Origin of the sequence: Sphaerisporangium fuscum, from assembly GCF_018531465.1 — a bacterium.
In the GTDB taxonomy this organism is placed as follows: domain Bacteria; phylum Actinomycetota; class Actinomycetes; order Streptosporangiales; family Streptosporangiaceae; genus Sphaerisporangium; species Sphaerisporangium fuscum.
Map to the genome: position 1 here is coordinate 21215 of NZ_JAHDTF010000035.1, position 20101 is coordinate 41315.

The 20101-nt window shown below is 70.5% G+C and carries 17 protein-coding genes; 8 read left to right on the forward strand and 9 right to left on the reverse strand.

Going from position 1 to position 20101, the window contains the following annotated elements; genetic code table 11:
- Positions 1-23: 23 nt before the first annotated feature.
- Together KIK05_RS36840 and KIK05_RS36845 are read right to left on the reverse strand one after the other, a co-directional pair.
- Positions 24-368 carry a hypothetical protein gene (locus KIK05_RS36840; protein WP_214415494.1) on the reverse strand — a complete coding sequence of 115 codons (345 nt, stop codon included), beginning with the start codon at positions 366-368 and terminating at the stop codon, positions 24-26.
- A gap of 1218 nt (positions 369-1586) precedes the next feature.
- Positions 1587-2669, reverse strand: coding sequence for a M48 family metallopeptidase (locus KIK05_RS36845; RefSeq protein WP_214415495.1), 1083 nt, complete (start codon positions 2667-2669; stop codon positions 1587-1589).
- 485 nt (positions 2670-3154) lie between these two features.
- On the opposite strand from KIK05_RS36845, the gene KIK05_RS36850 reads away from it, so the two are divergent.
- Complete coding sequence (locus tag KIK05_RS36850; protein WP_214415496.1) at positions 3155-4726, forward strand: alpha/beta fold hydrolase; 1572 nt, start codon at positions 3155-3157, stop codon at positions 4724-4726.
- A 313-nt stretch (positions 4727-5039) separates the two neighbouring features.
- A complete protein-coding gene (locus tag KIK05_RS36855; protein ID WP_308250265.1) occupies positions 5040-5390 on the forward strand; it encodes a serine hydrolase in 351 nt (116 codons plus the stop codon).
- Between the two features lie 90 nt (positions 5391-5480).
- Here KIK05_RS36855 and KIK05_RS36860 read toward each other — a convergent pair whose 3' ends face one another.
- Complete coding sequence (locus tag KIK05_RS36860) at positions 5481-5981, reverse strand: hypothetical protein (RefSeq protein WP_214415497.1); 501 nt, start codon at positions 5979-5981, stop codon at positions 5481-5483.
- A gap of 339 nt (positions 5982-6320) precedes the next feature.
- Here KIK05_RS36860 and KIK05_RS36865 point away from each other — a divergent pair, with 339 nt between their 5' ends.
- Positions 6321-6791, forward strand: coding sequence for a hypothetical protein (locus KIK05_RS36865; protein ID WP_214415498.1), 471 nt, complete (start codon positions 6321-6323; stop codon positions 6789-6791).
- An 18-nt stretch (positions 6792-6809) separates the two neighbouring features.
- On the opposite strand, the gene KIK05_RS36870 is transcribed toward KIK05_RS36865, so the two are convergent.
- Positions 6810-9161, reverse strand: a complete 2352-nt coding sequence (locus KIK05_RS36870) for an ATP-binding protein (protein WP_214415499.1) — start codon at positions 9159-9161, stop codon at positions 6810-6812.
- Positions 9162-9217: 56 nt separating this feature from the next.
- Positions 9218-10450: an MFS transporter gene (locus tag KIK05_RS36875; RefSeq protein WP_214415500.1), complete on the reverse strand. Its 1233-nt coding sequence runs from the start codon at positions 10448-10450 to the stop codon at positions 9218-9220.
- Positions 10451-10506: 56 nt separating this feature from the next.
- Here KIK05_RS36875 and KIK05_RS36880 point away from each other — a divergent pair, with 56 nt between their 5' ends.
- Positions 10507-11481: an ArsR/SmtB family transcription factor gene (locus tag KIK05_RS36880; RefSeq protein WP_214415501.1), complete on the forward strand. Its 975-nt coding sequence runs from the start codon at positions 10507-10509 to the stop codon at positions 11479-11481.
- Positions 11482-11484: 3 nt separating this feature from the next.
- On the opposite strand, the gene KIK05_RS36885 is transcribed toward KIK05_RS36880, so the two are convergent.
- Positions 11485-12036: a hypothetical protein gene (locus tag KIK05_RS36885; protein WP_250564064.1), complete on the reverse strand. Its 552-nt coding sequence runs from the start codon at positions 12034-12036 to the stop codon at positions 11485-11487.
- 119 nt (positions 12037-12155) lie between these two features.
- On the opposite strand from KIK05_RS36885, the gene KIK05_RS36890 reads away from it, so the two are divergent.
- Positions 12156-12485, forward strand: coding sequence for a hypothetical protein (locus KIK05_RS36890; protein ID WP_214415502.1), 330 nt, complete (start codon positions 12156-12158; stop codon positions 12483-12485).
- Here the strand turns inward: KIK05_RS36890 and KIK05_RS36895 are convergent, their stop codons facing one another.
- Positions 12486-13205 (reverse strand): ArsR/SmtB family transcription factor, encoded by a 720-nt coding sequence (locus KIK05_RS36895; RefSeq protein ID WP_214415503.1) that lies wholly within the window; start codon positions 13203-13205, stop codon positions 12486-12488.
- 132 nt (positions 13206-13337) lie between these two features.
- On the opposite strand from KIK05_RS36895, the gene KIK05_RS36900 reads away from it, so the two are divergent.
- Positions 13338-14558: an MFS transporter gene (locus tag KIK05_RS36900; RefSeq protein ID WP_214415504.1), complete on the forward strand. Its 1221-nt coding sequence runs from the start codon at positions 13338-13340 to the stop codon at positions 14556-14558.
- Between the two features lie 319 nt (positions 14559-14877).
- Here KIK05_RS36900 and KIK05_RS36905 read toward each other — a convergent pair whose 3' ends face one another.
- The gene (locus KIK05_RS36905; protein ID WP_214415505.1) at positions 14878-15774 is read right to left on the reverse strand and encodes a M23 family metallopeptidase; all 897 of its coding nucleotides are present in this window, start codon (positions 15772-15774) and stop codon (positions 14878-14880) included.
- Between the two features lie 232 nt (positions 15775-16006).
- Here KIK05_RS36905 and KIK05_RS36910 point away from each other — a divergent pair, with 232 nt between their 5' ends.
- Positions 16007-18925, forward strand: a complete 2919-nt coding sequence (locus KIK05_RS36910) for an AfsR/SARP family transcriptional regulator (protein WP_214415506.1) — start codon at positions 16007-16009, stop codon at positions 18923-18925.
- An 85-nt stretch (positions 18926-19010) separates the two neighbouring features.
- Complete coding sequence (locus KIK05_RS36915) at positions 19011-19385, forward strand: STAS domain-containing protein (RefSeq protein ID WP_250564065.1); 375 nt, start codon at positions 19011-19013, stop codon at positions 19383-19385.
- A gap of 32 nt (positions 19386-19417) precedes the next feature.
- Here KIK05_RS36915 and KIK05_RS36920 read toward each other — a convergent pair whose 3' ends face one another.
- Entirely contained in the window at positions 19418-19927 is a 510-nt protein-coding gene (locus KIK05_RS36920) for a VOC family protein (protein WP_214415508.1), read from the reverse strand.
- Positions 19928-20101 lie beyond the last annotated feature (174 nt).

Consider the following 20101-nt stretch of genomic DNA (forward strand, 5'->3'; position numbering starts at 1 on the left):
GCGCGATCGGGGACGGTGCTTCATCAAGGGGCACCGCCGGCCTCACCCTGGGCGGACAGCTCGTCGCGCAGATAGAAGAGCGGGTCCAGCTCGCCGTCCTGCTCTGCCGCCAGGGTTGCGCGGGAGCCAGCTACGAGGTTGGCGAGGTCGAGCCGGAGATCGGCGATCAGGTGCCGGAGAGGTTCGACTTCAGCGGACAGATCAGGAATGTCGGCGACAGCTTCGCCCAGAGGGAGTCCTGCGGTGCTGTGGAGCAGGGCTCGTAGGGCGGGTTGGTCATCGAGGGTACGGATGGCGTCGGCGTGGCGGGTGCGTACCTCCTGAAGGCTGACGAGCGGACGTATCTGGGTCGATCGCGTGGTGACCACCTCCTTGGATAGGCCGATTGGGTGACTCAGCCGTGCCCTGAGACGGCACGGACGAGGCTGGAGACCAGATGCCGCAGTTCAGGGGCGGCGGCGGTCTCGGCCATGTAGAAGCCGAACAGCACGCAGACCGCGGCCGCAGGTCATCCGGATGAACGTGAGTATTTTCGTGAATTGACGATCCATGTTCCCTGTGTAGAACCTCGAGGTAAGTGATCTTCTCCCGTGGCTGTCGTACGGTTCGGCTCTTTCCTGGAGGCTGGCAGGGAGGCTGCGAGCGAGGTAGCGGTCGGGGAGCACTCATGAACGCTGAACGCATCGCCGAAGGCTGGGGGACCATCCCCGCGTGCGCGGGGAGCACACTGCGTGAGCTGCAGCTTCATCGGCTGAGAGCGCGGAATTTGAGTACTTTCGAGTGATCAGACATATCGGACAGCGTTTCTCTGCAAGCAAGTTACCTCGGTGGCCGTAGGTGGGCCTTCGATGCCGCGCGCCTCAGGAATCACTCAGATCTCGAAGGCCGCGCTGGCAAACCGCCCACTGGATATTGTCGCTGCCGGCGTCGGCCAGAACGACACTTGCGACGATGTCGTCGTGACACGGAGGGGTGCCGTGTTGGCTGCAGCCGCCCTGGGCGGCCGTACTGTGTGGGTTCTTGTACCACGATCGCGGCTGGGGAGGGAGGATTTGTACGATGCGTGATTTCACGCCTACGAATCTAGGAAGTCGCGCCGCTGGTAGCAACGGGTGCTGTGCCTCCGGCTACGTGATCAACTAGGGCGTGCCTTGCTAACGCGACTGCTAACAGCGTCTTTGAACAGCTGTAGACGCTACGAGAAGTTGATCACGCAGTTGGCGCCCTGACCAGGTGCGATAGGACGCCGGGATACGGCGGTAGACGATCAAGTTCTGACTCGTAATGCGTAGGTCAAGGGTTCGATTCCCTTAGGCGGCTCCAGCTCACAGGCCCCTTGCGATCATCGTGAGGGGCTTTTTGTCGCCACGGGTCGCGGCTGCTGGATGGAGACGTCGGCCAGGAGAAGCGTGGTTGTGCGCGCTTTCGCTCATCCAGAGATTCCTTACAGTGCTGTGGCGCTTCAGACTTTCGCTTCGGCCGGCTCGCTGGAGCCGTCTGGCGCTTGAGGGGCCGCCCTGCCTCACTCTCTGTGCAGTCCGACGCGGCCCGATGATGTCGGCCGCACCTCAATCGCATTCTGGCCGTCAATACTCGGCCGTGAGTACGGCCTGGGCCGCCTGGGTGCGGAGGGGGGCGAGTTCGGCGGTGATGGCGGCGTTTTCCTGGGCGTCCAGGACGATCGCGGCTTCGCGTGGTCGGCGTGCGTTCATCATCTGGATCCGCAGGTGCGTGGGCGGGTGGGTCGTGTCCACCGCGGACATGCGGAGGGCCGATATCCGCAGCTGCCGGAGGCGTTCGGTCGCGGGGATCGAGCGGATGTGCTCCCGCAGTTCCTGCCACAGGTCCACGTCGCTCTCCTGGTGAAGCGTGGGGCGGAATCCTCCCTTCTGGTGCAGGGCCGTCTGGCGCTGGAAGAGGATTTCCACGCTCTGGCCGAGCACCAGGGCCTCCAGCATCGATCGGGTCGCCGCCGACGAGGCGACCCGCGCGGCCAGGTCGTCGGCGAGGTACTCGGCCCGCTGGCCGCTGCGCAGGGTGAGGCGGTACAGCAGGAACAGGCTCAGCTCCGTCAGCTTGTTCGGGATGAACAGCAGCACTCTGGCGATCACGTGCGCGATTATCGTGAGGAAGTACGAACCCACGGGGATGATCTCGCCGGCGCGCGTCATCGAGTGCCAGTGGGCAAGGGTCGCCGACGCGGAATGGAGCCACAGGCCCCGGCGGCTGTCCCCATTGCGGTCGTGCCCGAAGTCGTGCGCCAGCAGCGCGACCCGCTCCTGTGGGTTCAGCACCTCCCACAGCGCCAGGCCGATGGTGAGCACGCTGCGCCGGCGCAGCCCGAACCGCCCGTAGTGGGTGTCGTAGTACGGCGTGACCCTGATCAGGTCGACGGGGCGCACCGCGAGTTCGGCGGCGATCCGGTCGGCGAGGCCGTACAGATGGGGTGCCTCGGCGCGGCTCAGTGACCACGTGTCCTGGCGGTACCGTCCCAGGCGGGGACGGTTCAGGACGGTGACCATCAGGCCGATGACGCCGAGAATGCGGGGCACCAGCGGCCCGACGATCAGTAGCCACACCGAGCCCACCGCGATCGCCGCCGAGATCAGGTGTACTACGCCCGCGAGCAGCATGGCGGCGATCCCGGCTCGGTCGCGTGCGTCGGTCATGCTCTGCCCGGCGCTGAGCTGTGCGTACAGTCGCTCGACGGCCGCCCGCTCCGCTGCGCGGCGTCTGTCGTGCCTCTTCCGCCGCCGGCGTCCGCGCGGGGGAGCGGGTGTTGCGGCCGCGGGGTCGACGTTCCAGTCGCATGCCGGGCACCAGGTGGAGAACCGGGGATCCGTCGAGACGGGGGCGGAGCACGAGGGGCAACTGCTGTCAGACGGGGCGGCGGGCGACGACGTCACGAGAGAGATCTTGCCGGAATCGCACCTTCCGCACACGTGAGTCAGGGGCGTTGCCGGGCTATTTCCCTGACATGATCCACATATTTCGTGGTAGGAGGTAAACGCGAATTTGTAGATCGGCTGGATGGTTTGCGCGCGGCCTGCCCCTGGTGGCCGGTTACCACGCCGCCAGCTTCGGGGCCGTCGACGGGGTGATCAGAGTCGGCTGCGTGCCGTGCGGAAGGCCAGCCGACGACGATTGGAGTAATGTGCGACGGAAGTTCCCCCTGTTCGCAGCCCTCTTCGTCACGGTGGCGGCGCTGTTACCCGTCTCCGCGGCGGGTGCGGCCACCGGTGACGAGACCACGGCGGACGTCGCGAAGGGCGGTATCACCTGGGCGCCCTGCGCAGAGGAGCCGGCCGCCGAATGCGGCACGCTGACCGTCCCCGTCGACTGGTCCCGGCCGGACGGGCCCAAGATCGACCTCGCTCTCGCCCGCCGCAAGGCCACCGACCCGGCGGCCCGGATCGGTTCCATGTTGATCAACCCGGGCGGTCCGGGCGGGTCCGGTGTCGAGTTCGCCTACGGGGCTCCCGGCTTCTTCACCGAGGAGATCCAGCGCCGGTTCGACCTCGTCGGCTTCGATCCCCGGGGCGTGGGCCGCAGCCACCCGGTCATCTGCTCGGCGTCGGTCTACAACCAGATGCCGTACGCGATCATGAAGAGCCAGGCTGACTTCGACAAGTGGACCTCCTACTCCAAGAGGCTGCGCCAGGACTGCCGGGCGCGTACCGGCCCCCTGTACGACCACGTCGACTCGGTCAACGTGGCGCGCGACATGGACGCCATCCGCGCCGCCCTCGGCGAGGAGAAGCTCACCTACTACGGGGTCTCCTACGGCACGCTGATCGGGCAGATGTACGCCGAGCTGTTCCCGCAGCGGGTCCGGGCCCTGGCCCTGGACAGCAACATGGACCACAGTCTCGGCGTCAAGAGGTTCCTGGACACCGAGGCGGCCGGCGTCGAGGACTCCTTCGACGAGTTCGTCGCCTGGTGTGACCAGGAGGCCGCCTGCGCCCTGCACGGGCAGGACGTCCGGGCCGTGTGGGAGAGGCTGCTGGCCAAGGCGCGCGACGGCAAGTTGTACTACCCGGGAGTCCCGGACCGCCCGATGACCGAGGTGCAGGTCCTCTGGCAGGGCGTGCTGGGTACCGAAGGCCCGGCCTGGCAACTGCTGAGCGAGATGCTGCGCGCCCTGGACGGCGGGCCGTTGCCGGAGGAGGTGCCTCCGCTGCCGGGCCGGCAGCCGGTCACGGGAGAGGTCGCCGAGCTGCCCACGGCGATCCTCTGCCAGGACTACAACCTGCCGGTGCACAACTACCGGGAGTACGCCGCGCTGCTGCGCAGTTCCGCCCGCCAGGCTCCCGACATGCGCCTGAACCCGATGCCGATCGAGGACCTGCCCGTCTGCCTCGGCCACCCCACCAGCAACCCGCAGCACCGTCCGCGCTACACCGGTAGCGCTCCGCTGCTGCTCGGCACCTCGATCCACGACCCCTCCACGCCGTACGCCTGGACCACCGCCGTGGCCCGTCAGCTCGGCCCCAAGGCGGCCCTGCTGACCTACGAGGGCTGGGGCCACCGGATCTACGGCAAGGACGAGTGCAGCACGGTGCCCATCGACAACTACCTGATCTCGCTGGTGGTACCGCCGCCGGGCTTCCGCTGCCCTGTGGGCGGCAAGGCCGGGACCACCCTGAAGCGGCAGCCCGAGGTGTGGCCCACGGACCGGCTCCCCTGGTCGGTCCCGCTCGCGGCCCCGTCCAGGGTGTCCGGCTGAGCCGCGCCCGCCGCTGATCGCACAGGTCGGCGCCCATGGCCGGTACGAGGCCATGGGCGCCGCAGGTGTCACGGGGAGAAGACCATGGTCCGGCTCAGGGGCGTCTCGTCCCAGGGCGTGACCCGGCACTGGCCACCGAGGATGATGCCCGCGCCGGAGACCGGCTGGAACTCTGTGGTCATGTACAAGCGAACAATCATCACGGCGGTGGCGGGCGTGCTGACGCTGCCACTACTGGCGGGACCCGGGGGCGGCGACGAGCGGTCATCCACGGTCACGTGAGGCCCTCCACCGGCTGGTCGACGAGGACGGCGTGCCCGGGGCGCTGGCGCGGATCCACGACGAACACGGCGACACCGTGATTACCGACGTCCTGGCCCACCGCTACGACCGCTGGAACGCGATGGACCTGGTCGGACCGGCTCTGAAGCAGCCGGTGGAGTTCCCGGCCGGCACGCAGTGGAGCTACTCCAACACCAACTACCTCATCGCCGCCATGATCGTGGAGAAGGTCACCGGCGACACCTACGGCGCGGAGATCCGCAGGCGCATCCTGCGGCCGCTCCGACTGAACGCCACCTTCGTCCCCGATGACGCGGCGACACTCTGGGCTTCAGGACCAGTGGCGGGGCGACTCCCGACGGCAGGCAGATCACGGTCGTGACGAACCTGTATAGCATCGACGGCGGGCACAACGCCGACCTGAACCCGGTGGTCGCCACCGCGTTGTGCGAGACGCGCCAGTCGAACCTTTCTAGGACTGCATGGGGAGGGCGGACCAGTCGATGATGAGGCGTGTGGGGTCGCTGGGGTCGGACCAGACGCGTACCGTGCGCCCCGGGAGGACGCCGCCCATGAGCAGGCGCGGCAGGATCTGTCGGTGGCTCACCGGGTACGGCTGCCCGCCCTCGGGCTGTACCTGCATGTCGAAGGCGACGACCACCTGGTCGTTGACGGACGTGCCGGTGTCCCGCATGCCGGTGATGAGAGCGGTGGCCGGGACGCCGGTGCCGATCAGGTCCTGGTTGTTCGTGCCGAGGAAGTTCTTCATCTGGCCGAGGACGCCGTTCGAGGAGCCGCCGCCGCTCAGCAGGCGGGTGACCAGGATGATCGAGCCGGACACCAGCACGAACATCCCGACGATGAAGACGGGGACGCCCCAGCCCATGGTGGCCAGGGAGCTCATACCGTAGATCCCGGCGATCAGCAGGGCGAGCCCGGCTCCGGCGGCGATGATGAGGGCGTTGCGGGACATTTTTCACAACCTTTCGAGTGTCTCGTACGCCATAGAGATAGGCGGATGCCCTTGATCTCCGCTTGCAGGGCGTTTACGAGGGCTGAAAGGCGACTTGAAGGCCCGACCACGACCGCTCGCCCACCGACCGGGCCCACCGTCGACACGCGCACCCGCGCCTTCTGCGAGTGGCCCACCTCGGCCGCTCGACCTGAATGAGTCCACACGGAGATCCCATCCCGTGCTCATTTCGTTATCAGAGCACTCTCATGTGGCGACGCCAGAGTTCCGGGTGTGGCCACCTCCCAGGTAGGGGGATCGCCGGGATCCTCCGGAGGTGTGCTGGATTGGACTGATCTCATGCAGATCCGCAAGCCGCTCGCCGTCGCCGGGATCCTCGTCGCCACCCTCTTCACCGGAACCGCCCTCACCGGCGGCGCCTACGCCGACAGCTCTCCCGGCCCGACCGCCAGCAAGATCGACGCTGACGCGCACCGGCTCCCGGCGACCGAGAAAACCCCGGTCGCCGAGAAGAAGCAGGACACCCTCAGCCGCAAGCCCAGCGCGTCCTGGATCGACGTCACCGTCCCCCGGGAGAAGGTCCGCCAGGGCGACACCTACACCGTCACCGTCCGGTGCGGGGGCCTGAAGGACGGCGCCACGGTCCAGGTGACGGGCATCGACGGCAGGAGGCACACGCTCACCGTCAAGAACGGCGAGGCCATCGGGACCTTCAAGGTCGCCCGTGATCTCGGGCCCGGGCCGCACAAGGTGAGCGTGACCGCGGGCGGGCTCGCCGACGACGCCGACGTCCTCGTCGTCAAGGCCTGACCCGAACCGGGAAGCCCGTTACGCCGGGCCGGGAGGGCGGCTGACGTAGGCGGCTATCTGGGTGCGGGAGGTGAAGCCGAGCTTGTTCATGATGTGCTCGACATGGCCTTCGGCGGTCCTGCGGCTGATCACCAGGCGCTCGGCGATCTCCTTGTTGGTCAGGCCCTCGGCGACCAGCGCGGCGACCTCCCTCTCCCGGCGGGTGAGGGGGGTCGCCCCGCCGTGCCCGGAACGGTGAGCCGGCGCCTGCCCGCCCTCGCTCTCCTCCATCGCCTCGGCGATGGCCTCCTCCAGCGACAGCGCGGCGCCCGCGGCGAACAGGGCGTCGAACCTCTTGTCGCCGAGCGCCGCCCGGGCGGTCGCCAGGCAGCGGTGGTGGTCGCCTCGCACGAACGAATACAGGGGGGCGCCGAGCGCGTCCATGGTGGCCTGGGCCGCGCCGAACAGGCGGGCGGCCCGTTCGGGCTGGTCGGAGACGGCGGACCAGGCCAGGGACTCCAGGCAGTAGCCGATGTCGACCCGGTCGTCGAGCTCACGATTGATCAGCAGGCACTCCTTGGCCAAGGCCTCGGCGCGCCGGTGATCCCCCTGTCGCCACACCACCCAGCTGAAGTAGAGCAGCGTCCAGGACCGGTACCACAGCTCGCCGTGAGCCTCGCTGATCTCCAGGCATTCCTCGCAGAGCGCCGCGGCGCGGTCGGTGTCGCCGGTCTGCCGGCAGGCCATGGCCAATATGATCTTGGAGGTGACGATCTCCTCCGGGGCGCCGGGGGTGACGTTCTCGGCGAGCGACCTCTCCAGCATCGTGACGGCCGAGGCCGGGTCGTCCTCGCACATGACGGCCCAGCCCAGACAGGCGTCGGCCATCGCCACCGTCGCCCGGTCGTCCAGCTGCTCCGCCAGGCCGCGGCATTCGGCCAGCACTTTCTTGGCCGCGGCGATGTCACCCTGCAGTTCGAGCGCGGAGGCGTTGGCCAGCAGCGCGGCGGCCCGCGCCGGTGTCGGTTCGGGAGCCATGGCCAGAGCCCGGTCGAACCACCGGCGGCCCTCGCTGACATACCCCGACTCGAAGAAGACCGAGAGGTTCGCGGCGATGGTCAGGGCGGACTGCGCCTCCCCGGGTTCGGTCAGGCAGAACTCCAGCGCGGCCTGCAGGTTGGCGTGCTCGCGCTCCAGCCGCGCGGACCAGGCCACCTGGTCCGGGCCGAACCACTGCCGGCAGGCCGACTCGGTCAGATCGCGGAAGTAGTCGCGGTGACGCCGTCGCAGCGCGGTCAGCCGGTCCGAGGCGGCGAGCTTGTCACGCGCGTATTCGCGGATGGTCTCCAGCATCCGGTAGCGGACGCCGCCTCCGCTCTCGTCCATGCTCAGGATCGACTTGTCCACCAGGGCGTCTATCAGGTCCAGCATCTCGCCGGCCCCGATGCCGTCCCCCGCGCAGACCTTTTCGGCCGCCTCCAGGTCGAATCCGCCCGAGAACACCGACGCCCGCTCCCAGAGCATGCGCTCGGCGTCGGTGCACAGGTCGTAACTCCAGTCGATCAAGGCGCTCAGCGTCTGCTGGCGCGGCGGGCACACGCGCTTGCCCAAGGTCAGCAGCCGGAAGCGGTCGTCCAGCCGCTGCAGGATCTGCTCGGCCGACAGGGCGCGGACCCGCATGGCGGCGAGCTCCAGCGCCAGGGGGATGCCGTCCAGCCGCCGGCAGATCCGCGCGACCGCCGGGACGTTCTCGGGGGTGAGGCTGAAGCTCGGGTGCACGGCGTGCGCGCGTTCGGTGAAGAGGTTCACCGCCTCCGACTGGGCCAGCACCTGTGCCGGGACCTGCCCCGGTGATCCGTTGGACGGCTTGGGCTGTTCAGGTATCGACAGGGGAGGGACAGGACACGACTGTTCTTCGGTGATCCCCAGTGACTGCCGGCTCGTCGCCAGCACCCGCACGCCGGGCGCCGACTGCAGGACGGTCCAGATGAACCGGGCGGTGGCGTCCACCATGTGCTCACAGTTGTCCATCACCAGCAGCAGGTGCCTGGACTTCAGGACCTGGGTCAGCGTGGTCATCAGGTCGTCGGCCGAGCGGTTCCTGACGCCCAGGGCGGCGGCCACCGTCTCGGGGAGCAGCCCGGGATCGGTCAGGTCGGCCAACGTCACCAGCCAGACGCCGTCGGGGAAGGACCGCTGCAGCTGGTCGCCCGCGCGCAACGCCAACCTGGTCTTGCCCACCCCGCCGGGCCCGGTCAGCGTCACCAGCCGGGACTCCGACAGCAGGCGCTTGACCTCGGCGATCTCCTGCCGGCGGCCGACGAAACTGGTGATCTCGGCAGGAAGGTTCCCGCCGCGCTCACGCGTCGAGCCCGTCGCCGTAACGCTCATGGACTGGCCCCCCGACCAGGCGATACACCCTGCGGAATCCGATACGCCAGCTTATGTCAGCCTGGGGTGGGCTTCGCGGCGGGCAGGTCCCCGGGGGCGGCTCCCGGCCGCGGGAGAGGGCTGGTGGAGCGGCGGCGCAGGGCCACGAGGTGGCGGGCCAGGGCCGACACGGCGAGGGCCGCCAGGAGCGCGCACACGGCGTACCAGCCGGCCTCGGCGTAGGCGCGCGTCCCGAGCCAGGAACCGGTGCTGCCGCCCAGGAAGGCGCAGGTCATGTAGGCGGTGTTGATCCTGCTGCGGGCCTCGGGACGCAGGGCGAGCACCCGTGCCTGGTTGGCGACCATGCCGGACTGCATCGCGACGTCCAGCAGCAGGGTGCCCGCGGTCAGGCCGGCCAGGCCCGCCGTGCCGCCCAGAACGCCCGTCGCGAGGACCGCGGCCGAGGCGAGCACGCCGAGCATGCAGACCAGGTTCACCGCGTCCGGCCCCCGCCGGTCCACCAGGCGTCCGGCGACCGGGGTGCAGAACATCGTCACGGCGCTGACCAGGGCGATCATGCCGGACGCCTGGGCGCCCAGGCCGTACACCGGCCCGGTGAGCAGCAGCGCCAGGCACGTCCAGACGGCGGAGAACCCGCCGAAGACCGTCGCCTGGTACAGGCAGGAGCGCCGCAGGTCCGGCTCGGCGCGCAGCAGGCGCAGCGACTCGGCCACGAGCGCCGGGTACGGCTGCCGCGACGGCGGGGTCGTGGCCGGAAGCGTGAACGCCAGCACCGCCGCGAGCAGCAGGACCAGCACCGCGGCCACGAGGTAGGGGGCGCGCCACCCCAGCCGTTCGCCGAGGACCCCGCCGAACGTGCGGGCCAGGAGGATGCCGCCGAGCGATCCGCTGAGCAGGGTCCCCATCACCGTCCCGCGGCGGTCGTCGGCCACGAGCCCGGCGGCCAGCGGTACGACGATCTGCGCGGCCACCGTGGTCAGGCCGATCACGGCCGCGGCGCCGGCGAGGGGCGGCAGGGCGGGCGCGCATCCCGCGGCGAGCAGGCCCAGGCCGGTGAGGGCGAGCAGGGTGACGATGAACGGACGGTACGGCAGCCGGTCGCCCAGCGGTACCAGCAGGAAGATCCCGGCCGCGTAGCCGAGTTGGGTCGCGGTCACCACCAGGGCGGCCGAGTCCGGCGGCACCCCGAGGCCCGTGGCGATCAGCGGGCTGACCCCCTGCGGGAAGTAGAGGTTGCCGACCGCGACCGCGCAGGTGAGGGCCAGGAGCAGGAGGAATCGGCGGCTCATGCCATGAAGTCCACGGCACCGGAGACGCGCCGCCAATGGATGTAGCCTGAGACTTAATGATCAGCTTTGTGCTCGGCGTCGAGGACCTCGCCGACACCCGCTTCGCCCTGTCGCCCCTGCACGAGACCGTGCTCAGCCTGCGGGTGCTGCGCGATCCGGGCCTGTACGCCCTGCACCTGCCCTGGCGCAGGTCGGTTCTCGGCGAGCTCGCCGCGCTGGACACCCGCCTGCTGATGTCCCTGGTCGCCGAGAAGCTCACCCTTCCCGACTTCCTGACCCCGCGGCCTGCGGGGTTCGCCCCGGCCTTCGAGGAGGAGCTCGCCGTCGTCCGGGCCACCTCCCCTGACCTGGTCCGGCGTGATCTGCTGGCCGCGCACGCGCCCGGACCGCTTCCGGAGGTGCTCCGGGAGGCCTGTGACACCTCCGTCGCGGAGCTGCGCGACAGCGTCTGCGAACTCCTGCGGCAGTACTGGGATCTCGCCATCAGGCCGCGGTGGCCCCAGATGAGGCTGGTGCTGGAGGCCGACATGACGTACCGCGCGCGGCGACTGGCCGTCGGGGGTGCCCGCCTGCTGTTCGCCGACATGCACCCGAACCTGCGGTGGCACGACGGCGTGCTGCACGTCGACAAGGTGATGGGCGGCTACCGGACGGAGGCCTCGGGGCGGGGCCTGCTGCTGGTGCCGTCGGTGTTCGCCCACAAGCCCGCTCCTCCGGTCAGCCCGGAGGAGCCGCCGCTGCTGGCGTACCCCAGCCGTGGGGTGGCGACGCTGTGGGCCGAGGCGCCGGCCGCGGACGCCGCCGCCCTGACCTCGCTGCTCGGCGCGCCTCGGGCGCGCCTGCTCGGCCTGCTCGGGGAGCCGCTGCCGACGGTCGAGATCGCCCGGCGGCTCAGGGTGACCCCGAGCGCGGTGTCCCAGCACCTGCGCGTGCTGCACGCCACAGGCCTGGTCACCCGGGCGCGGGACGGCCGGCAGGTGCTGTACCGCCGCAGCGATCTCGGTGACCGGCTCACCGGCCTGCCGGGCTGACGGTCAGGGGGTGTAGATCTCCTGGAACTTCACGATCTTGCCCTTGTAGACGGTGATGAGGCCGGCGTGGTGGCCCCGCTTGAGCAGGGAGGCGGTCTGCTTGCTCGAGCAGCGCCTCTTGCCCAGGCCCTGGCGGTCCATGGAGATGCCGGTGCCACCGCACTCGGTCGCGCTGTAGTAGGCGAGCTTGGGTGAGATCGGGGAGGCGTACGCCATGGCGTCACCCTCCTTCGGGCCCTCGAACCATCCCTCGACGTGGCCGGACTTGTCCTTCACCCACTTGATCGGCACGTACTCCGCCACTCCGCCCTTGTAGTGGGTGACCCAGCCGCGGAGGATGCCGTCGTGGCGGCTGCTGATGTGCTTGGTGAAGTCGTGCCCCGGGTCGCTCTGGAAGGTCGTGCCGAACACCTTCGGCTGCGTGAACTTGGGGATCCCGGTGGCGGCGTCGGCCGCCACGGCGCCGCCGACGAGGGCCGCGGTGACCGCGGCGGCCACCGTGGTGGTGCGGAGGAGTGCGCTGAGGGACGCGGGGTGCTTCGGGAAAGTCTTCATGTCACATGAGAGTGTCGCAGACGGTGTTTGGTTCGCGAGCCGAGCGAGATCGTCCGCCGCGCGCACGTCGCCCATAGTATGAAGATCGGTCGCACGCCGGTGTCACCGTGGAGGCGGAGATGAGTCAGGAGTATCTGTCCCAGCATTCGTCGCTGAACGAGGCGGGGCTCCGGCTGCTGGACGCCGCCGACCTGTTCCAGCGGCACACGAGCGACCTGCTCGCGGCGGTGCGCGGCACCGGAGGGACGGCCTGGGGCGGCAGCGTCACCGGCATGGTCATGAACGAACTCGCCGATCTGCTCCACCAGAGCTGTGCACACGTCCACGGCAACCTCAACCGGATAGGGGAGGCGGTCCACAAGATGGAGCGTCACACGCGCGCCTCCGAGCTCGAGGTCGAGGCCGCCGCCAGGGCCGTGGGCTCGCGGGCCGGACTCCGCGCGGTCTGATCACGCGTCGGGGCTGAAGGTCGGGAGCAGGGCCGGGAGCTCGGTGGCACCCTTGGGGGTCACGGTCAGCTCGCGGGTGCCGTCGTGCGCCCGCACCAGCCCTCGCTCGATGAAGGCGTCGAGGACCGATCTGCCCAGCGCGCCGCCGAGGTGGGGGAGGCGGTGGACGCGGTCGAGGCACGCGGTGGCGGGTTTGCGGCGGCCGGTGTCGAGCGAGGCCAGGTCGACGCCGAGCTCGGCGAAGGCGCTGGGGTCGTCCCCGAGGGCGAGCGTGCCGGCGGTGCCGTCCGGGGGGCGCAGGGCGCCGCGGTCGACGAGCGTGGTGAAGACGGCCACCCCGAGCAGGCCGGCCGCGTGGTCGTAGCAGGTGTGCGCGATGTCGCCGGGGCTCGGCGGGCGACCGGGTCGTACGGCGAGGTCGGCGCGGGCGTACCGGGCGAGTGCGGTGAGCACGTCGCCGAGCCCGGGTGAGGCCACGCGGTAGACGGCGTGGCGGCCGGTGTGCTCGACCGTGACGAGCCCGGTGGAACGCAGGCGTGCCAGGTGGTTGCCGAGACGGGGCGCCGAGACGCCGAGCGCGTCGGCGAGCTGGGTGAGGGTGTGGGGGCCCTCGGCCGACAGCAGCTGGAGGGCCGTCAGGCGTACGGGGTCGGCGAGCTCGCGCGTGAGGGCGATGACCGACGCGAGGACCGGTTGCTGAGAGTCGACCCACCCTCGCATGGCGCCTTCTTCCCTCGGTTGCTCCTGCCGGGCATCCTATCAAGCTTCAGGTAAACGTGAATGATGATTGCGAGGAAGGGAAGGCCGTCGTTACAGTCACTTTTAAGCAAATGCTGAAGGGTGGTCGTTACGATGGTGGTCACATCGAGCCGGCACACACGACCGGCCTCTGGGCTCGACCGCCTGCTGTGGGGACGCGGCGTGTCGGCCCTGGGCGACGGGCTGTGGTTCACCATCTGGGCCCTGTACTTCACCCGGATCCTGCACCTGTCGCCGGCCCTGGTCGGCGCCGGCATGGCGGTGGCGAGCGGCACCGGGCTGGTGGCCGCGATCCCGCTCGGGGCCATGGCCGACCGGTTCGACGCGCGGACGATCCTGGTCGTCCTCACGGTGGTCCGCGGGATCGCGATGGGCTGCTACGCCCTGGTCCGGGACCCGTGGGCGTTCGTCCTGGTCACCACGGTCTTCGTCGCCCCCGCCAACGGGGCGAGCGCCGTCCGCACCGCCCTGGTCGCCGGCCTGGTCGACGGGACGGACGCGCGGGTGAAGGCGCTCGCCCGGCAGCGGGTGGCCCAGCACGTCGGATACGCCGCCGGCGCCGGGATGGGGGCGCTCGTGCTCGCGGCCGACGACCCCAGGATCTACGCGTTCGCCGTCGCCGGGAACGCGATCAGTTTCGGGGCGCTCGCCATCCTGACCGCCACGGTCCCGGCCCCCTCCGCGCACGGGACGCCGGCCGGGGAGCGGGAACGGGGCCGGTGGGCGGTCGTGCTGCGCGACCGTCCCTACCTCGCCGTCGTCGGTACGACGTCGGTGCTCTCGCTGTGCTGGGCCATGCTCTCGACCGGCCTGCCGCTGTGGGTGGCGAACTCCACCCGGCTTCCCCTGTCGGTCAGCGGCGTGGTCGTCGTCATCAGCTCCGTCGGCATCGCGGCGCTGCAGATCTTCGTCACCCGGTTCACCGCGACCACCTCGGCGGCGGCACGCACCATCGTCTGGGCGGGCGCCTCCCTCGCCGTGGCCTGCGTCCTGCTCGCCACCACGGCGGGAGGGTCGGGGGCCGTGGCGATGGTCGTGGTGATCGTCGCCGCGCTGTTCCACGTGGCGGGCGAGCTCGGGTACGTCGGCGGCGGCTGGGGACTGTCGGTCGAACTGATGCGGGAGGACGCCCGCGGCGCCTACCAGGGGGCGTCGGAGGCGTCCACCGCGACGGTGCAGATGTTCGCCCCCGCCTTCTTCAGCCTGGTGCTCACGACGTTCGCCGCCTGGGGCTGGCTGCTGGCCGCCGCGGTCTTCCTCGCCTGCTCCCTGCCGGTCCCCGCCCTCGCCCGGCGGGCGGCACGCGCCCGGTGACCGTCCCCGACCCCGCTGCGGCGGGCCGACCTTTGTCGGACCTTTGACACCCGGCCAGAACAGCCTTCCCGGCAACGCCGTTCCACCTGGTGGGTTCGTGACGGCGATGGCGGAGCGGCGAGGCGTGACCGCGACGCCGACCGTCCTCGTGCAGGGCGCTCCCGTCCAGGCGACCGCCCAGCACATCGTCGCCGCCGTGGCGGCCCTCACCTGAACGTCACCGGTCCGATCACCGAGGAGCACGGCCGGAAGGCCACCTCCGGCGGAGGCCGGAAGTGGCCGTGGCTTGCCAGGCCTCTTGACGTCCCAGGGGTCCTGGTCAGCCGCAGTGTTCGAAGGGGCTGTCGTAGGTGGACGAGCCGGCCTTGCCGCCCCACCTCACGCAGGTGTTGTCGGCCGAGGCGCGTACCGGGCCCGCGTAGTAGGAGAAGTTCCCCGAGTCGGTGATCCTGCTCTTGCCCTTGACCTCCAGGTAGGCGGAGACGGCGCTGTCGGTGCCGACCGAGGCGGTCTTGATCGTCGTCACGCAGTTGTACCCGTTGGAGTTGTTGTAGAGCAGGTACACCTTGCCGGCCGATCCGAGCGCGGCGGAGTCGATGACGCTGTAGCCGCTGCCGCAGACCTCCTCGGGCGAGTAGGGGTTGTTGCTGCCCGAGCAGTTGTGGGAGGTCACGGTCTGGACCGGGTAGCCGAAGGTCGCCCCGTTGAACACGGCCTTCTGGATGTTGGCCGGGTAGGAGGTGTCGGTGGTGCGCACCTCGTAGTGCAGGTGGGGAGAGATGTTGTTGCCCGGCTTGCTGGTGTTGCCGACCTCGCCGATCTTCTGCCCCTGTGACACCTGCTGGCCCTCGCTGACCGAGCGCACCCGCAGGTGGGCGTAGTAGGTGGACCAGCCGCCACCGTGGTCGATCTTGACCAGGTTGCCGAAGCCGTTGGTGGAGCCCTGGTTGGCGGAGATGACCACCTTGCCGGCCGCGGCGGCGACCACGGTGTCGCCGAGGTCGGCGTCGGGGGTGCTGCCCCGGTTGAAGTCGATCTCCCAGGACTGGTGGGCGCTGCTGCCGTTGGAGTTGCCCGTCCAGGTCTGGTTGCACGGGAAGGGGAGCTGGAAGTTCGGGCGCGGCCCGGCGGCGCTCGCGCTCGGAGCGAGGGCGACGCCGCCCGCGAGGCTCAGCAGCAACGCCACACCCGTGGTGAAAAACCCTTTGAGCTTCATGCGGATCCTTTCCGTAGCTCCGGTTGGCCGCGGCGTCGCACGCCGGGTCTGTCCGACCGGTCGCGGGGGGTTCCCGGAGACTCCGGAACGCGTGTCCGAAGGCTCCGTATTGGCGTTCAGGGTCCGGATTAGCCATATAAGAAAGGTCCAAAACGGATACAACAGGAAGACCAGGCCTCAGGAGTCCCATCGACAAACCGGTGAAAAGTCTCTAAAAGGAGCAAAGGCGGGCATGATGGACGATCGGCCCATCTACAACGTGCTCGGTCCGCTGGACGTCCGCGTCGACGGGCGGCCCACGCGCCTCGGTGGCACGAAACCACGAATGCTGTTGGCCACCTTGCTGCTCCACGCCAACCGCGTGGTCGGCACGAGCGTTCTCGTCGAAGTCTTATGGCCCGGACGACGCCCCCGGTCCGCCGTCGAGAACCTGCGCACCTACGTCAGCTCCCTGCGCGCCGGCCTCGCCGAGGCCGGCGCCCCCACAGCCATCCGCGCCCAGCAGTCCGGCTACATGATCGAGGTGGGCCCGGAGGATCTCGACCTGTTCAGCTTCGAGGAACGGCTGGCCGAGGCGCGGCGGGCGCGCGCCGGCGGCCGTACCGCCGACGCGGTCGACCTGCTCTGCCGCGCGCTCTCCCTGTGGCGCGGCGCGCCCCTGGAGGACCTGCCCGGCAGCCCCTTCTGGGACGGCCGGGTCGAACCCCTGGCCGAGGCACGGCTCACCGCGGCCGAGGAACTGCTCGCCATGCGGGTGGAACTCGGGCAGTACACCAGCGCCATCACCGAGCTCCGCGGCCTGACCGTGGAGCACCCGTTCCGTGAGAGCCTGTGGCAGCAGCTCATCCTCGCCCTGCACTGGAGCGGGCGCCAGGCCGAGGCGCTGCGCGCCTACGGCACGATCCGCGACCGCCTGGTGGAGGAGCTGGGCATCGAGCCCGGCGCCGAGCTGCGACGGGCGCACGCCGCCGTCCTCGCCGCCGAGCCGCCCGCGACCGCGGTGGCGCAGCCCACCGGCGAACGCCCCCTCCCGCAGGCCGCCACCGGCGAACGTCCCACGCCGCAGCAGCTCCCGCCGGACGTGCCCGACTTCACCGGCAGGTGCGAGCACGTGGCCGCGCTCGTCCGGAGGCTGGCCCCCGACCGCGACGACCGGCCGCCGTCGATCACCGTCGTGGCCGGCCCGCCGGGTGTCGGCAAGTCGGCGCTCGCGGTGCACTGCGCGCACGTCGTACGCCCCCGCTACCCCGACGGGCAGCTCTACCTCGACCTCGCCGGCACCACCCTCTCCCCGCCCCACCCCGAGGAACTGCTCGCCGAGGCGCTGCGGGCGCTGGGCGTGGCGGAGACGGCGATCCCCGACGGCGTCCACGAGCGCTCGGCGCTCTACCGCTCGCTGCTGGCGGGCCGCAAGGTGCTGGTCCTGCTGGACGACGCCGCGAGCAGCGCACAGGTACGCCCGCTGCTGCCGGGCACCGGATGCTCGGTCCTGGTGACCAGCAGGCGCCGGATCACCGAGCTGCCGGGGACGATCCCGGTGGAGCTGGACGTCCTCCAACCGGCCGAGGCCGAGGACCTGCTGCGCAGGATCGTCGGCGCCGAGCGGCTGAACCGCGAGAAGGACGCCGCGGCGGCGATCGTCCGCTCCTGCGGGTACCTGCCGCTCGCGATCCGCATCGCCGGGGCGCGCCTGGTGGGACGGCCCGGCTGGCCGCTCAGCATGCTGGAGCAGCGGCTGGAGGACGAGGCCCGCAGGCTGAGCGAGCTGCGCGCCGGCGACCTGGAGGTCAGGGCCAGCGTCGACCGCAGCTACCGGTTGCTTCCGCAGGACGCCGCCCGCGCGTTCCGCGTGCTCGGCCTGCTCGGCCCGCAGCCGCTCCCGGCGTGGGTGGTCGACGCCGCCCTCGACCGGCACCGCTCGGACGACGTGGTCGACGACCTGGTGGACGCCAACCTCCTGCAACTGGTCGGCAGCGACCCCTTCGGCCAGCCGCGCTACCGGCTGCCCGATCTGATCCGCTGCGACGCCAGGGAGAAGGCGCACGCCGATCCCGAAGGGCACGCGCTGCGCCGGGTGGTGGGGGCGTGGCTCGCCATCGCCGAGCAGGCCACCTCCCGGCTGCCCACCACGGTCTTCGGCCTCCCCTCGTCGACGGCCACCCTGTGGGAGCCGGCGGAGGCGACCCTCGGGCAGGTGCGGGGCAACCCGCTGTCGTGGTTCGACACCGAACGCGAGGCCCTGGTCGTCATGGTGCGCCTGGCCGCCGAGGCCGGGATGGCGGACGCGGCGTGGAACCTCGCCGCCACCCTCGTGCCGTACTTCGACCTGCGCGGCCACTACGACGCCTGGCGCGGCACCCATGAGACGGCGCTGTCGGCCGCGCGTGCGCAGGGGGACCTGCGGGGAGAGGCGGCGCTGTTGCGCGGCCTCGCGCAGGTCTACCTCTACCAGGACGCCTACGCCGAGGCGGCCGAGATGTTCGAGCGGTCGCACACGCTGTTCCGCGAGCTCGGTGACCGCAGGGGCCAGGCGATCGCGATTTGCGGGACCGGCGCCGTCGACCAGGCGCGCGGCCGGCGGCGCAGGGCGCTCGCACGGTTCCAGCAGGCCCTCGGCATGTTCATCCGGCTGGAGGACCGCGCGGGCGAGGCCTACGCGCGGCAGGCCATCGGCAAGGTGTGCCTGGACGCGGGCGACCTGGCGGCCGCGTCCACCTGGCTCGACCAGGCCCTGCGGCTGGCGCGCGCCCTCGGCGACCGGCACAGGGAGGGCTGCGTCTTCAACCACCTCGGACGTCTGCACGACCTGGCCGCCGACTTCGACCGGGCCATGCACTACCAGGACCAGGCGCTGGACATCTTCGAGAGCCTCGGCGACTGCCACTGCGCGGCGTACGCCATGCAGAACCTCGGCAGGCGCCGGGCCGTGCGCGGCGAGCCGCTGCACGCCTCGGCCCAGCTCGAACGCTCACGGACGATCTTCCAGCGGCTCGGCGACCGCAGCGGGGAGGCGAGCACCACGCAGATGCTCGGCGAGCTGCATCGTGCGGCGGGCCGTGCCGATCTCGCCCGTGACTACCTGCACCACGCGCTCACCCTGAAGAGGGAGCTGCGGCTGGGCGAGGAGGCCGTGAGGGAGTACAGCGGATGAAGGCCGGGATGCCTCCGGGGATGGCAGGGACATAGCCTGCTTTCATACAAGCGAAAGGACTTGAGGCGAGAAGGGGCTCAATCCCATGCCAGCGTCGCAGCACGGTCGTGATCTGGAAATCCGTGTTGAACGCCATGATGAACACATAGTGCTCCGTGTAGCGGGTGAACTGGACTTCCACGACGTCCCGGCCTTCTACGCCCACCTCGATCAGGCATGGATCTCCCCCGGCGGAGGACCGCGCGTCATCGTCGACCTCGCCGGGCTCACCTTCTGCGACTCCGCCGGCCTGGGGGCGCTGATCTACGCCTACAACCAGGTGACCGCGGCCAACGGACGGTTCGTCCTGGTCGCCGTGCCCGACAACCTTCGCCGGCGGATGCGCATGAGCGGCCTGGACCGGCACCTGGAGTGCCGCGACACCATCGATCAGGCCGTACAGGACGCCGACGTCGTCTGAGCGGCGCTTGCCCGTCTCGCTCCGCCGGCGGCTCAGACGGCGACGGAGACGCCGACGCCACCCCGCGTGCGCGCGCCGTACCGCTGCTTCTCGCGGGCGATGTCGAGCGGCTTGATGCTCGAACGGCCGGCCAGGGTCTCCTCGGTGAGGAGGTCGGCCGGGACCAGCCAGGAGACCTCGAACTCGATGCCGTCGGGATCCTTGGCGTAGAGCGCCTTGGTGGTGGAGTGGTCGGAGGCGCCGACGAGCGAGCCGATCTCGCCCAGCTTCTTCGCGATCTCGTCGAGGTCGTCCAGCGTCTCGACCTCCCACGCGAGGTGGTACAGGCCGACGGTGGCGCGCCCGGCCTGGGAGGGCCCCGCCTGCGCGCCGATCTCGAACAGGCCGAGGTCGTGGTCGTTCTTCGAGCCGGGGGCCTGGAGGAAGGCCGCGCCCGGGAACCCCATGACCTGGCGGAAGCCGAGCGCCTCCCGGTAGAACGCGACGCTGCGCTCCACGTCGCGCACGTAGAGGACGGCGTGGTTGAGACGGTGAACAGGCATGGACGCCTCCAGTAACTTGAACTCTCAAATAACATACGCCAGAAATATTGAGAGTTCAACCAATGTTCTCGGCCGGGTTGGCCGACGCACGACGGCGCCGGCTTCACCGCCCATCGTCCCGCCGACCCGGCGCCGAGTGGAGAGCGGCACGTCAGCGCGGAGGAGGCGGTGCGG

Coding starts and splice junctions, on each gene's coding strand:
- KIK05_RS36910 (WP_214415506.1), top strand. CDS start 16,007: ATGATGGACGATCGGCCCATCTACAACGTGCTCGGTCCGCTGGACGTC.
- KIK05_RS36905 (WP_214415505.1), bottom strand. CDS start 15,774: ATGAAGCTCAAAGGGTTTTTCACCACGGGTGTGGCGTTGCTGCTGAGC.
- KIK05_RS36860 (WP_214415497.1), bottom strand. CDS start 5,981: ATGTCCCGCAACGCCCTCATCATCGCCGCCGGAGCCGGGCTCGCCCTG.
- KIK05_RS36920 (WP_214415508.1), bottom strand. CDS start 19,927: ATGCCTGTTCACCGTCTCAACCACGCCGTCCTCTACGTGCGCGACGTG.
- KIK05_RS36880 (WP_214415501.1), top strand. CDS start 10,507: ATGATCAGCTTTGTGCTCGGCGTCGAGGACCTCGCCGACACCCGCTTC.
- KIK05_RS36915 (WP_250564065.1), top strand. CDS start 19,011: ATGCCAGCGTCGCAGCACGGTCGTGATCTGGAAATCCGTGTTGAACGC.
- KIK05_RS36895 (WP_214415503.1), bottom strand. CDS start 13,205: ATGCGAGGGTGGGTCGACTCTCAGCAACCGGTCCTCGCGTCGGTCATC.
- KIK05_RS36870 (WP_214415499.1), bottom strand. CDS start 9,161: ATGAGCGTTACGGCGACGGGCTCGACGCGTGAGCGCGGCGGGAACCTT.
- KIK05_RS36900 (WP_214415504.1), top strand. CDS start 13,338: ATGGTGGTCACATCGAGCCGGCACACACGACCGGCCTCTGGGCTCGAC.
- KIK05_RS36865 (WP_214415498.1), top strand. CDS start 6,321: ATGCAGATCCGCAAGCCGCTCGCCGTCGCCGGGATCCTCGTCGCCACC.
- KIK05_RS36875 (WP_214415500.1), bottom strand. CDS start 10,450: ATGAGCCGCCGATTCCTCCTGCTCCTGGCCCTCACCTGCGCGGTCGCG.
- KIK05_RS36845 (WP_214415495.1), bottom strand. CDS start 2,669: ATGACCGACGCACGCGACCGAGCCGGGATCGCCGCCATGCTGCTCGCG.
- KIK05_RS36885 (WP_250564064.1), bottom strand. CDS start 12,036: ATGAAGACTTTCCCGAAGCACCCCGCGTCCCTCAGCGCACTCCTCCGC.
- KIK05_RS36890 (WP_214415502.1), top strand. CDS start 12,156: ATGAGTCAGGAGTATCTGTCCCAGCATTCGTCGCTGAACGAGGCGGGG.